The organism is Rhizobium sophorae (assembly GCF_013087515.1).
Taxonomy (GTDB): Bacteria; Pseudomonadota; Alphaproteobacteria; order Rhizobiales; family Rhizobiaceae; genus Rhizobium; species Rhizobium sophorae.
This window is the reverse complement of record NZ_JABFCN010000066.1, coordinates 1-13,352: the sequence shown is the minus strand read 5'-3', so window position 1 is coordinate 13,352 and position 13,352 is coordinate 1. Positions and strand designations below refer to the sequence as shown.

The following is a 13,352-nucleotide window of genomic DNA, read 5'->3' as shown; positions in this document are numbered from 1 at the left end:
ACGCAATGACGACTTTTTCCCCTCGCGAGATCGTTTCTGAACTCGATCGCTACATCATCGGCCAGCATGATGCCAAACGCGCCGTCGCGATTGCGTTGCGCAACCGCTGGCGCCGCCAGCAGCTCGACCCGAGCCTGCGCGACGAAGTCATGCCGAAGAACATCCTGATGATCGGCCCGACCGGTGTCGGCAAGACGGAGATCTCCCGCCGCCTGGCAAAACTCGCCGGCGCACCCTTCATCAAGGTGGAAGCCACCAAGTTCACAGAAGTCGGCTATGTCGGCCGCGATGTCGAGCAGATCATCCGCGATCTGGTCGAGGTCGGCATTGGCCTGGTGCGCGAGAAGAAACGGGCCGAGGTGCAAGCCAAGGCGCATGTGAGCGCCGAGGAGCGTGTTCTCGATGCGCTGGTCGGCACGACCGCATCGCCTGCTACACGTGAAAACTTCCGCAAGAAGCTCCGGGACGGCGAACTCGACGACAAGGAAATCGATATCGAGGTGGCCGATGCCGGTTCCGGCATGGGTGGCTTCGAAATTCCCGGCATGCCGGGTGCCAATATCGGCGTGCTGAACCTGTCGGAAATGTTCGGCAAGGCGATGGGCGGCCGCACCAAGAAGGTTCGCACGACAGTCAAGGCTTCGTATAGTGACCTGATCCGCGACGAATCCGACAAGCTGATCGACAATGAGGTGATCCAGCGCGAAGCCGTTCGCTCCACCGAGAATGACGGTATCGTCTTCCTTGACGAAATTGACAAGATCGCCGCCCGCGACGGTGGCATGGGCGCCGGCGTTTCGCGCGAAGGCGTGCAGCGCGACCTTTTGCCGCTCGTCGAAGGCACGACGGTTTCGACCAAATACGGGCCGGTCAAGACGGACCATATCCTGTTCATCGCCTCCGGCGCCTTCCATGTCTCCAAGCCTTCGGATCTTCTGCCGGAATTGCAGGGTCGCCTGCCGATCCGTGTCGAATTGCGTCCGCTGAACAAGGATGATTTCCGCCGGATCCTGACTGAGACGGAAGCAAGCCTCATCCGCCAGTACCGCGCCCTGATGGAGACGGAAAGCCTGAGCCTCGAATTCACCGACGACGCGATCGACGCGCTTGCCGATGTCGCCGTGCATCTGAACTCCTCCGTCGAGAATATCGGCGCGCGCCGTCTGCAGACGGTGATGGAGCGGGTGCTGGACGATATTTCCTACAACGCCCCGGATCGAGGTGGGACGGCCGTAACGATCGATGCCGCCTATGTGCGCGAACATGTCGGCGATCTCGCCCAGAATACCGATCTGTCGCGCTTCATTCTGTGATATCGGCGCACCGGTTCATCTCTTTACCGATGTGAATGCCGGATTGTGACGAACTCTCTCTCGACAGCGGGCCTTTTCCTTTTTAGTGAAGGCCTGTTTTGTTTTCCGCTCCGGCTTTATTCGGCCAAGATTCTGGTCCAGTCAGCCGCATCACAAACAGGACGATGGAACGGACGGGATAACGGATCGTGCGACGCCTTTTGACAAGCCTTATGATTGCCGTTGCCCTGGTGAATTCGGCGCCTGCCTTCGCAATGCAGACGGTGCCGGCCGGCAATCGTCACGCCGAGCAGCCCGATATTCCAGGCGCTTCCATCAGGCGCACCAAGGGCACCAAGAGCAGCTTCGATCTGAAATACGAAAAGGTTCATGAGCTTCTGGCGACCGATCGCGAGCTGATGAGCAAGATCCGCAAGGTCTCCAGCGCTTACGGCATCAATCCCATCCATGTCGTCGGTGCGATCGTCGGCGAACACACCTATAATGTCGACGCCTACGACCGGCTGCAGGCCTATTATGTCAAGGCTGCTTCATACGCCGGAGAAAGCTTCCGCTTCGCTTATGATGGCGAAAGCGTCGACGACTTCGTGGCGCGGCCGCAATTTTCGGAATGCAAGGCCAACAGCGATTCCTACGCGCTCTGGTCGTGCCGCGAAGAAGTGTGGGAAACCGATTTCCGCGGCAAGACGGTGGGCGGCACGAGCTTTCCCAACAACCGTTTCAGCGCGGTCTTCTTCCAGCCCTTTTATGCCGGCCAGACCTTCGGCCTCGGCCAGGTCAATCCGCTGACGGCGCTGATGCTTTCCGATCTCGTCACCCGCGTGTCTGGCTATCCGAAGTTGAACGAGAAGAATGCCGGCGCCGTCTACAGGGCCATCATGGATCCCGATATCTCGCTCGCCTTCGTCGCGGCCTCGATCCGCAGGTCGATCGACGATTACAAAGAGATCGCCGGCATGGACATTTCGGGCAATCCCGGCCTGACGGCGACGCTCTATAATGTCGGAAATTCGCGCCAGCGCGCCGCAGCACTTGCTGCGAAGAACCGCGGCGCCGGCGCGACGGTCTGGCCGGAAGAGAATTATTACGGCTGGCTGATCAACGACAAGCTGGACGAACTCAAGGGCCTGCTCTAGCTTCAAGCTTGCCGGGAAGGCGTAGATCTTCCCCGAAAGGCTTTTACGATGGACATGCGTCCGGACCCCTTCGTCCCGCCAGCACCGCTGCCGCGGACCGTGCCGCCGAGCCGGCTGGAAATCATTCGCATCATCCTGCGCAATCCGCTCGAACTCTGGGGCGAGCCGTCCTACACGCTGCCCTGGATCCGCACCAGTTTCTTCGGCCAGAGGACGCTGATCGTCAACGATCCCGGCCTGATCAAGCACGTGCTGGTCGACAATGCCAATAATTATCGCATGTCGGATGTGCGCCAGCTCGTCCTGCGTCCGATCCTCCGCGACGGCCTTCTGACCGCCGAAGGTCCTGTCTGGAAAAGGTCACGCAAGGCGGTGGCGCCGGTTTTCACGCCCCGCCATGCCCAGGGCTTCGCCGGGCAGATGCTGCGCCAGTCCGAAGACTATGTCTGCAAATATGAGAGCGCAGGCGAGACAGGCGCAATTTTCGATATCAGCACCGACATGACCGAGCTGACCTTCGCGATTCTCGCCGACACATTGTTCTCCGGCGAAATCGTCACCTCGAGCGGCCATTTCGCCGACGATGTCAATGAACTCCTGCATCGCATGGGCCGCGTCGATCCGATGGATCTGATGCGCGCTCCCTCCTGGGTTCCACGTGTGACACGCATCGGCGGTCAGAAAGTGCTGGAGAAGTTCCGCGCAATCGTGCGCAACACCATGGATATGCGGCTCGCAAAGATGAAGGCGAATCGCAGCAGTGCGCCCGAGGATTTCCTGACCCTGCTCCTGGAGCAGGCTGGCCCTGAGGGGCTGACCAAGGAAGAAATCGAAGACAATATTCTGACCTTCATCGGTGCGGGGCATGAGACCACAGCCCGGGCGTTGGCCTGGACGCTGTATTGCGTATCGAACAGCCCGCATATCCGCGAAGCGATGGAAGAAGAAATCGACGCGGTGCTCGCCACCGGGGCAGAACCTGTGGAATGGCTGGAGATGATGCCGCAGACGCGCGCCGCCTTCGAGGAGGCTTTGCGCCTCTATCCGCCGGCGCCATCGATCAATCGCGCCGCCATATCGGATGATTGCTGGACAAGCGCCAAAGGTGAGCGGGTCGAGATCGAGGCCGGCGTCACTGTGCTGATCATGCCCTGGACGCTGCATCGCCACGAACTTCACTGGGACAGGCCGCGCGCCTATATGCCCGAACGCTTCCTGCCGGAAAATCGCGGCTCTATCGGCCGCTTCCAGTTCCTGCCTTTCGGCGCCGGTCCGCGTGTCTGCATCGGTGCAACCTTTGCGCTTCAGGAGGCGGTAATTGCCCTTGCCGTCCTGATGCACCGCTATCGTTTCGATTCCACCGATCAGACCAATCCCTGGCCGGTGCAGAAGCTGACGACGCAGCCGCAAAACGGGCTGCCGATGCGCGTGACGCCGCGCATAATTTCCACGAAAGCATAAATCTTTCGAATTATTGCAGAATTGACTGTGAATGAAAGCCGGGCAAAGTGGCAGCATTCAAAGTCGTTGCCAGGGAGAATGCCGCATGAGCCGCGTTGATAAGAACGGTCTTGCCATCGAAACCGTCCTTCATGATTTCCTCGTCAAGGAGGTGCTGCCGGGTCTGGCGGTCGATGCGGACAAGTTCTTCGCGGACTTTTCGGCGATCATCCACGATCTCGCCCCGAAGAATCGTGGGCTGCTGGCAAAACGCGATGAGCTGCAGGTCAAGATCGACGACTGGTATCGCCGACATGGCGCCCCGGCGGATATGGACGAATACCAGTCCTTCCTCCGTGAAATCGGCTATCTCCTGCCTGAGGGATCGGACTTCCAGGTTTCGACCGAAAATGTCGACCCGGAGATCGCCTCGATCGCCGGCCCGCAGCTCGTCGTTCCCGTCATGAACGCCCGTTATGCCTTGAACGCCGCAAATGCCCGCTGGGGTTCGCTCTATGATGCGCTCTACGGCACGGACGCCATTCCCGAGAGCGACGGCGCCGAGAAGGGCAAGGGCTACAATCCGAAGCGCGGCGAGAAGGTCATCGCCTGGGTGCGCGATTTCCTCGATACGTCAGCGCCGCTGCAGGACTGCCGCTGGAAGGACGTCGGAAGCTTCGCCGTCAAGGATGGAGTGCTGGTCGTCAGATCGATCGATGGCGAGCAGGCAATGCTGACGGACGTCGGTCATTTTGCCGGCTATCGCGGTGCCGCCGCCGCCCCCACGCATATTCTCCTGAAGAACAACGGTATTCACATCGAAATCGTCATCGATGCGGCGACGACGATCGGAAAAGCCGATCCGGCTGATATTTCCGATGTCTGGCTGGAATCGGCAATCACGACCATCATGGACTGCGAGGATTCGATTGCCGCCGTCGATGCCGAGGACAAGGTCACTGTCTATCGCAACTGGCTCGGCCTGATGAAGGGCGACCTGCAGGAAGAGGTGGCAAAGGGCGGAACGAGCTTCATTCGCAAGCTCAACCCGGATCTGCAATATGCCGGTCCGGACGGTAGCTCCTTCGAGCTGCATCGCCGCTCGCTGATGCTGGTGCGCAATGTCGGCCACCTCATGACCAATCCGGCGATCCTCGACCGCGACGGCAACGAGGTGCCCGAGGGCATCATGGATGCTGCGATCACCAGCCTGATCGCGCTTTATGATATCGGCCCCTCCGGCCGGCGGAAGAATTCCCGCACGGGCTCCATGTATGTGGTCAAGCCGAAGATGCATGGGCCGGAAGAGGTCGCCTTCGCCGTCGAGATCTTCTCGCGGGTCGAAGATGCGCTTGGCCTACCGCGCAATACCATCAAGATGGGCATCATGGATGAGGAGCGCCGCACGACCGTCAACCTCAAGGAATGCATCCGTGCCGCTCGCGAGCGCGTCGTCTTCATCAATACAGGCTTCCTCGATCGCACCGGCGACGAGATCCACACTTCGATGGAAGCCGGCCCGATGATTCGCAAGGGCGACATGCGCCAGGCGACCTGGATTTCCGCCTATGAGAACTGGAACGTCGACATCGGCCTCGAATGCGGCCTTGCCGGCCACGCCCAGATCGGCAAGGGCATGTGGGCGATGCCGGATCTGATGGCGGCGATGCTCGAACAGAAGATCGCCCACCCGAAGGCCGGCGCCAACACCGCCTGGGTGCCGTCGCCGACGGCGGCGACCTTGCATGCCACCCATTACCACCGGGTCAATGTCTCCCGTGTTCAGCTGGGGCTGAAGGATCGCGCCCGCGCCAAGCTTTCCGATATTCTCTCCGTGCCGGTCGCGGTGCGGCCGAACTGGACGCCGGAGGAAATCCAGCGCGAACTCGACAACAATGCTCAGGGCATCCTCGGTTACGTCGTGCGCTGGGTCGATCAGGGCGTCGGCTGCTCGAAAGTGCCCGACATCAACAATGTCGGTCTGATGGAGGATCGCGCGACGTTGCGCATCTCGGCCCAGCATATGGCGAACTGGTTGCATCACAAGGTCGTCACCGAAGCTCAGATCGTCGAGACGATGAAACGCATGGCCGCCGTCGTCGACCGGCAGAACGAATCGGATCCGGCCTATCAGCCGATGGCCGGCAATTTCGACGATTCGATCGCCTTCCAGGCCGCCCTCGATCTCGTCCTGAAGGGCAGGGAGCAGCCGAACGGCTACACCGAGCCGGTGCTTCACCGCCGCCGCCTCGAACTCAAGGCGAAACAGGCTGCGTGATAGGAAGATACGAAAAGGCCGCCGAAACGACAGTCCCGGCGGCCCTTTTTTTACCCATTTCGATATCTAGCTTACTGAATGACGACGACCTTGGATGTGCCCTTGCCGGGACGAACGCGGCTGTAGAGGTCGATGACATCCTGGTTCATCAGGCGAATGCAGCCCGAGGAAGCGGCGGTGCCGATCGAAGCCCATTCTGGCGTGCCGTGCAGGCGGAAGAGCGTGTCCTTGCCGTCCTCGTTGAAGAGATACATGGCGCGTGCGCCGAGCGGATTGGTGAGGCCCGGGCCCATGCCGTCTTCGACGTACTTGGCGAGATCAGGCCGGCGGACGGCCATTTCCTTTGGCGGGTGCCAGTTCGGCCACTCCTGCTTCCAGGCGACGTAGGCGGTGCCGGCCCATGCGAAGCCCTGCTTGCCGACGCCGATGCCGTAGCGCATGGCCTTGCCGTTGGCCAGGATGTAGTAGAGGAAGCGCTCGCGCGTGTTGACGATGATCGTTCCGGGACGCTCTGTGGTCTGGTAGCTGACGACCTGGCGGCGGAACTGCGGCTTGACCCGGCTGATCGGGATCGCCGGCAGCGAGTATCCGGCATCCTTCGTCACGCCGTAGGCGTCATCGAAGATCTGGGCCGTCTGTACGGTCGGGCCCGCGCCCTTGTCGTCGACGGACGCGCTGTCTGAGGTCGTGGAGCAACCGGCCAGAGCGAGCGTCGTCAGCAGGCCAAATACAGGGAATGCATTGCGGATGCGCATGGATGACTCTTGAAGTTTTGGGGCAAGGAGATCGGTCTCTCGACCATCGTTGATTATGGTTTATTTTCGATTAACTTGCGCTTTGCAAGGCTACTGCAGCGCGACAAATCCGTCTGCCGCGCAAATTAGAAGCGCATGGTTTTTTTGCAACAACACGCCAGCCCCTGCGGTGGTTATCCATGACGATTTTGAGCGTTTACAATAACAATCCGTTAATCGATGGCCGGCAATCGGACAGGGCCATGATGGTGCGGCGGGGAACGCAGATATTGCTGCATGAAATGCGCCACGCCGTGCTGCCCGAACTGCCTTTAGCAAGCGGTCGCCGGGCCGATCTGATCACTCTTTCGGACAAGGGCGAGGTCTGGATCATCGAAATCAAGACATCGATCGAGGATTTCAGGGTGGATCGTAAATGGCCGGAATACAGGCTGCATTGCGACCGCCTGTTCTTCGCGACTCATCAGGATGTGCCGCTGGACATCTTTCCCGAGGAATGCGGACTGTTCCTGTCGGATGGTTACGGCGCCCATATGATTCGCGAGGCGCCGGAACACCGCATGGCGCCGGCCACGCGCAAATCCGTCACGCTCAACTTCTCGCGTGCCGCCGCGCAAAGGCTGATGATGGCCGAATGGGCGAACGGAAAGCCGTTCACTGTGGACGACGTCTAATTATAAGCGCGAGGTGTTCGTCTATTTCGGCGCGCGTTTGGCAAGGATACGCTGCAGCGTCCGCCGGTGCATGTTGAGCCGGCGCGCCGTTTCGGAAACATTGCGCTCGCACATTTCATAGACCCGCTGGATGTGCTCCCAGCGCACCCGATCGGCCGACATCGGATTTTCGGGAAGCTCCGCCTTTTCGCCCGGCCGCTGCGTCAGCGCCGCGAAAACGTCGTCGGCATCCGCGGGCTTTGCCAGATAGTCGACGGCGCCAAGCTTCACGGCAGTCACTGCCGTTGCGATATTGCCATAACCGGTCAAAACGATGATCCGCGTGTCGTCACGCCGCTGGCGGATAGCCTCGATGACGTCGAGCCCATTGCCGTCGCCGAGCCGAAGGTCGACCACCGCATATTTCGGCGGCCGGCCTTTCGATTTCGCAACGCCCTCCGCCACTGATTCGGCCGTCTCCACCTGGAATCCGCGTATCTCCATCGCCCGCGCCAGGCGGCGCAGGAACGGCCCGTCGTCGTCGACGATCAGCAGGCTGGCGTCGGGACCGATATGGTCATCCGACGCGGCGAAATTGTCATGATTCTGTTCTGTCATCGTCTCGGTCCCGACGGTTGAACGCCGGATCTGGGTCAACCGCTTATATCCTGTTTATGCCGACAAAGTTATTTTGTCGAATTTGCGTCGATCAGCATGCGCGGCCATTCGATCCGGATACGCGCGCCCGCACTTTCCGGATCGCGATTCTCGAAAACCAGCGATGCGCCGGAGCGCTCCAGCAGCGTCTTGGCAATGAAAAGCCCGAGCCCGAGGCCACCCGCCGTATCCTCTTTCTGCCGCTTCGTCACATAGGGTTCGCCGATCCGCGTCAGAATATCAGGCGCATAACCGTTACCGTCGTCCTCGATAACGATCAGCACTTTGTCGTGATCGTGCTCGACAGTGACGGTCACTTTCTCCCGTGCATAATCGACGGCATTTTCGATCAGGTTGCCGAGCCCGTACATGATGCCGGCATTGCGGTCGGTGACAGGCTCACCCTTGCGCGGGCTCTTTTCGATGAGCTCGAGAGCGATGCCGAATTCCCGGTGCGGGGCGACGATCTCCTCGATCATCGAGGAAAGCGGCAGCCGGCGCATATGTGCCTCGCCTTCGGAGGAAAGCGTCGTCAGCCGCCGCAGGATATCGCGACAGCGTTCGCTCTGGCTGCGCAGCAGCATCACGTCCTCGCGGAAACGGTCGTCGTCCTTGAGTTCGCGCTCCATTTCCTTGGCGACGACGCTGATCGTCGCCAGCGGCGTGCCGAGTTCATGGGCGGCCGCCGCCGCCAGCCCGTCAAGCTGCGACAGATGCTTTTCCCGCTGCAGCACCAGTTCGGTCGCAGCCAGCGCATCGGCAAGCTGGCTCGCTTCCATCGAGACCCGATAGGCATAGAAAGCGGCGAATGCCATGGTTGAGGCGATCGAGCACCAGACACCGAACTGCATGACGTTGTGCACGTTGATCTCGACGCCGTCGAACCAGGGCAGCGGAAAGGGCGAAAAGGCAAGCACCGTGATGCAGACCATCGCAACGCCGATCAGCGCGGTGCTGTAGCGAATCGGCTGCGAGGCAAAGGAGATGATGACCGGCACGCAGACGAGCGCTGCGAAGGGATTGGCAAGGCCGCCGGTGATAAAGAGCAGCGCGCAGAGCTGCAAAAGGTCGAAGCCGAGCAGGGCGAAGGCGGCCGGCGGTTCCAGCCGATGGGTCGGCGGATAACGGATCGTCAGGTAGAAATTCACCCAGGCAAGGGCGGCGATCAGCGAAGAACTGGCAACCAGCGGTAAGGGAAATTTCAGCCAGAAGGCAACGATGAAAACCGTCAGCGCCTGTCCGCCGACGGCAAGCCAGCGCAGCCGCACCAGCGTCTGCAGGCGCAGCCTGCGGCTGTTATGCCGGTCTTCCAGCGTATAGCCTTCCGTCTTGTCGATCATCCCAGGCTTGTCGATCATGTGCCGAGGGCTCCTTGAATGGCCTCATGTACCACGCGGTTTTGCCCGTGTCGTCGGCAACGCATCCTCCGGCCGCTCCGGCCAGGGATGCCGGGGATAGCGCCCGCGCATATCGGCACGCACATCCTTCCAAGAGCCGGCCCAGAAGCCCGGCAGGTCGCGTGTCGTCTGGATCGGCCGGTGCGCCGGCGAGGTGAGCTCGAGCAGCAGCGGCAGGCGGCCACCGGCAATGGCCGGATGCTGCTTCAGTCCAAACAGCTCCTGCACGCGGATCGTCAGAACCGGTTCCTCGCCCTCATATTGGATCGGATGTCTTTGGCCGGTCGGCGCCTCGAAATGCGTCGGTGCAAGCCGGCTAAGGTCGCGTTGCAATTCGTGTGGTACCAGCGACATCAGTCCGGTCGAAAGCCCGGCGGCGGAAATCTCCGAAAGGCCGCGGGCCTCCGTCTGGAAGGGTGCGAACCAGTCGTCGAGCCGGGAAAGCAGGGCATCATCGCTGACATCGGGCCAAGGCTCGCCGATCGTCCGATGAAGGAATCCGATCCGCTCGCGCAATTGCACGGCCTCCTTGGAGAAGGCAAGCTGATCGAGCCCCAGTTCGCGCACCCCCTCTACCAGCGCCTGCGTGACCGCTGCCCCGGACGGGCGCGGCAAGGGCGTCTCTTCGAAGACGATGGCGCCAAGCCGGGTTGCCCGCCGCGCCCGGATTTGCCGACTCTGGCGGTCGAAGAATATCTGGTCGCCGGTTTTGATCTCCCCGGGTAACTCGGCTTCGATGTCGCCGCGTGTCACCTCGGCTGCCGCCAGAACCCGCGCCTGCGCCGCCCGTCCGGTCAGGTCGGCAATCACCAGCATCTGGCTGCCGGCCAGTCTCTCGGTTTCCGGCAGCTCCGCTCCGCGCCCGTTCGCCATCACGAACCGGCCGCGCCCGCCGCGCTGAAGCGCGATTCGATCCGGGAACGCATGCAGCAGCAACTGGCCGACAAGCGCCGGCGCCGTTGAGGCAACCCTGTCGAGGCCGCTCGCCAGCCGTCCCGCCAGCCGCCGCGAGGCCTCTGCTCTTTCGCTCCGTTCGGCCTTGAAGCGTCGCAGCCGCTCCTCGATATCGACACTCGTTCCGCCGAGCCCCTGTTCGGTGAGAAGCACGGCGATCATCGCCGCATCCCGGGCGTGTCCCGCTTCTCCCGCCGAGACGACCATGGCGGCAAGCCGCGGCGGCAAAGCGAGATCGCGCATCACCTTGCCGCGCGCCGTCAGCGCTCCGTCCCTGTTTAGGGCGCCGAGTTGGCCAAGCAGCGCGCGCGCTTCCCTCAGCGTCGTTTCCGGCGGCTGATCGACGAAGGCAAGGGATGCCGGATCTTGAACGCCCCAATGTGCGAGGTCGAGCACCAGCCCCGAGAGATCGCTGGAAAGGATCTGTGGCGGGGCGAAGGCAGGCAATGCCGCCGTCTGTCCCTGGTGCCACAGCCTGACGGCGATGCCCGGTTCCGTTCGCCCGGCACGGCCGGCCCGCTGATCGGCGGAAGCCCGCGACACGCGCACCGTTTCCAGCCGCGTGATACCGGTCGACGCCTCGAACACCGGAAGACGCTGCAGCCCGCTGTCGATCACGATCCTGACGCCGTCGATGGTGATCGACGTTTCGGCGATCGATGTCGCAAGCACGATCTTGCGCGTCCCTTTGGATGCCGGTCGGATCGCCGCATCCTGCTCCTTCTGGCTGAGATTGCCGTAAAGCGGCGCAATCAGCGTTTCGGCTCCGAATCGTCCCTGCAGGCGTTGGACGGTCCGGGTAATTTCCGCCTGACCGGGCAGGAAGGCGAGGATCGAGCCGGGCTCATTGGCATGGGCATCGAGTATCGCCCACGTCACCGCATCCTCGATACGTTCGCCGCCCGGCCGATCCCGGTAACGGATATCGATCGGAAAGCTGCGCCCCAGGCTTTCGATAACAGGCGGATGGTCGAGCAGGGCGGCCACGCGTTCGATGTCGAGGGTCGCCGACATGACGAGGATACGCAGATCGTCGCGTAGAGCCGACTGGACGTCGAGCGCCAGAGCGAGTCCGAAGTCTGCGTCCAGCGAACGCTCGTGGAACTCGTCGAAGATCACCACCGAGACGCCGTTCAGTTCCGGATCGTCGAGGATCATCCGGGCGAAAACCCCTTCGGTCACCACCTCGATCCGTGTCGCTGCCGATATCCTGTTGTCGAGGCGCATGCGGTAGCCGACCGTCTCGCCGACCTGTTCGCCGATGAGCGATGCCATCCGGCTTGCCGCCGCCCGCGCCGCCAGCCGCCGTGGCTCCAGCAGGATGATCTTGCCGTCGCCGCGCCAGACCTGGCCAAGCAGGTAAAGTGGCACCAACGTCGTCTTGCCGGCGCCGGGCGGGGCGGAAAGAACGGCGCGTTTTTGCTTTTCCAGCGCGGCAGCGACGGCCGGCAGGACATGTGAAACCGGAAGTTCCGGCAAGGATGCACTGATTGTCACTTTCGGCCCGTCACTGTCTCATAGGCAAGGATGGCGCCGGCGAGATCCTCCAACGCCGCACCCACCGACTTGAACAGCGTGATCTCAGCGTCATGGCTTCGTCCGCCATGAGCGCCGCTGACGAGTTCCGCAAGCTCAGCCCTGATGTCGCCTTCCTTCAGCACGCCGCTTTTCAGCGGCTGAACGATGTCGCCTGCCTCGGCGATGGCGCCGGCGCGGGTATCGACATAAACGGAGGCACGGCGGATGGCCTCGTCGTCGCTTTCGCGCATGCTCGGCTTGAAGGCGCCGATGAGATCGAGATGGGCGCCGGGCTTCAGCCATTCGCCTGATATCAGTGGCGCGCTGGAAAGCGTGGCGCAGGAAATGATATCGGCCGTCCGCGCTGCCGCTTGAGCATCCGCGACCGCCTCGGCATTCAGGCCGAGCGCCCGAGCTTCGGCTGCGATCTTTTCTGCCGCTTGCCCGCTGCGGCCCCAGACCCGGTACCTCTTGATCGGTCGGGTCGTGCCGTGGGCAAACATCAGGTTGAGCGACAACCGCCCGGTTCCGCAGACGAGCAGCTCTTCCGCGTCGGCACGGGCGAGATGGCGGGCCGCCAGCGCCGATGCCGCCGCCGTTCGCCGCGCGGTCAACTCGCCGCCGTCGATCGCGGCAAGCATTTCCCCGGTAGCGCCGGAGGAAAGAAGATAGGTTCCGAAGATCGCCGGCAGGCCCCGCCGCACATTGCCTGGAAAGACCGAGACCGTCTTTACCCCGGCATAGCGTCCGGGAACCCAGGCCGGCATTAGGAGCAATGTGGCGCTCTCCTCATCCGGCACCTCCATCTCATGGTGATGACGCACCGGCATCACGCATTCGCTCTGGAACATGCGGGCGATCGCCTCGATTAGTTCCGGCCAGGGCAGGGCCGCGCGCGTCTGTTCTTCATCGAGGACAAGCATTCTTCACTCCGCCGCATCGTTCTTCATCGCCAAACTAGCGAGTGAGGCGTGGCATAGGCAAGCACCCTGGAATTCCGCGCCAGGCTCCCCATATAAGCCTTGTCTCCCTCGCCGAAGCCGTTCTTCGGGATTCGGCGAAAACGAATCTCAAAAACCACCATTCGGGCGGCGAATTTCTTAGTTTCTGGAGATGAACGCCAAAAGCCCTTCATTTTCAACCTGTTACAAAAATGTCAAAAAACTTTGGTTTGGTGTGTTGACTGTCTGCCGGGGTTAGTTCTATAAGCCCCCTCACTGAACGAGGGCGGCGGCGCTGCTGGCGACGAAG

The 13,352-nt window shown here is 61.8% G+C and carries 10 protein-coding genes; 5 read left to right on the top strand and 5 right to left on the bottom strand.

Features of this window, described 5'->3' with window-relative positions:
* The first annotated feature begins 5 nt into the window (after positions 1 to 5).
* From hslU to G9X64_RS32345, 4 genes are all read left to right on the top strand, one after another.
* Positions 6 to 1,313, top strand: coding sequence for an ATP-dependent protease ATPase subunit HslU (gene hslU / locus G9X64_RS32360; protein ID WP_011649875.1), 1,308 nt, complete (start codon positions 6 to 8; stop codon positions 1,311 to 1,313).
* A gap of 188 nt (positions 1,314 to 1,501) precedes the next feature.
* Complete coding sequence (locus tag G9X64_RS32355) at positions 1,502 to 2,449, top strand: DUF1402 family protein (RefSeq protein ID WP_171378205.1); 948 nt, start codon at positions 1,502 to 1,504, stop codon at positions 2,447 to 2,449.
* Between the two features lie 48 nt (positions 2,450 to 2,497).
* Positions 2,498 to 3,910 carry a cytochrome P450 gene (locus tag G9X64_RS32350; protein ID WP_168309273.1) on the top strand — a complete coding sequence of 471 codons (1,413 nt, stop codon included), beginning with the start codon at positions 2,498 to 2,500 and terminating at the stop codon, positions 3,908 to 3,910.
* An 85-nt stretch (positions 3,911 to 3,995) separates the two neighbouring features.
* Positions 3,996 to 6,167, top strand: a complete 2,172-nt coding sequence (locus tag G9X64_RS32345; protein ID WP_171378204.1) for a malate synthase G — start codon at positions 3,996 to 3,998, stop codon at positions 6,165 to 6,167.
* 71 nt (positions 6,168 to 6,238) lie between these two features.
* Here the strand turns inward: G9X64_RS32345 and G9X64_RS32340 are convergent, their stop codons facing one another.
* Entirely contained in the window at positions 6,239 to 6,922 is a 684-nt protein-coding gene (locus G9X64_RS32340; protein ID WP_168309275.1) for a L,D-transpeptidase, read from the bottom strand.
* Positions 6,923 to 7,101: 179 nt separating this feature from the next.
* Here G9X64_RS32340 and G9X64_RS32335 point away from each other — a divergent pair, with 179 nt between their 5' ends.
* The gene (locus G9X64_RS32335) at positions 7,102 to 7,596 is read left to right on the top strand and encodes an MmcB family DNA repair protein (RefSeq protein ID WP_168309276.1); all 495 of its coding nucleotides are present in this window, start codon (positions 7,102 to 7,104) and stop codon (positions 7,594 to 7,596) included.
* A 21-nt stretch (positions 7,597 to 7,617) separates the two neighbouring features.
* Here G9X64_RS32335 and G9X64_RS32330 read toward each other — a convergent pair whose 3' ends face one another.
* The 4 genes from G9X64_RS32330 to lhpI all read right to left on the bottom strand — a co-directional run bounded on the left by G9X64_RS32330 (position 7,618) and on the right by lhpI (position 13,024).
* Entirely contained in the window at positions 7,618 to 8,193 is a 576-nt protein-coding gene (locus G9X64_RS32330; protein ID WP_168309277.1) for an ActR/PrrA/RegA family redox response regulator transcription factor, read from the bottom strand.
* A gap of 68 nt (positions 8,194 to 8,261) precedes the next feature.
* On the bottom strand, positions 8,262 to 9,590 hold the full coding sequence (locus G9X64_RS32325; RefSeq protein ID WP_171378203.1) for an ActS/PrrB/RegB family redox-sensitive histidine kinase: 1,329 nt from the start codon (positions 9,588 to 9,590) through the stop codon (positions 8,262 to 8,264).
* 24 nt (positions 9,591 to 9,614) lie between these two features.
* A complete protein-coding gene (gene hrpB, locus G9X64_RS32320; RefSeq protein WP_171378202.1) occupies positions 9,615 to 12,080 on the bottom strand; it encodes an ATP-dependent helicase HrpB in 2,466 nt (821 codons plus the stop codon).
* On the bottom strand, positions 12,077 to 13,024 hold the full coding sequence (lhpI, locus tag G9X64_RS32315) for a bifunctional Delta(1)-pyrroline-2-carboxylate/Delta(1)-piperideine-2-carboxylate reductase (RefSeq protein WP_171378201.1): 948 nt from the start codon (positions 13,022 to 13,024) through the stop codon (positions 12,077 to 12,079). The genes hrpB and lhpI overlap by 4 nt, the downstream gene beginning before the upstream one ends.
* Between the last annotated feature and the right edge of the window lie 328 nt (positions 13,025 to 13,352).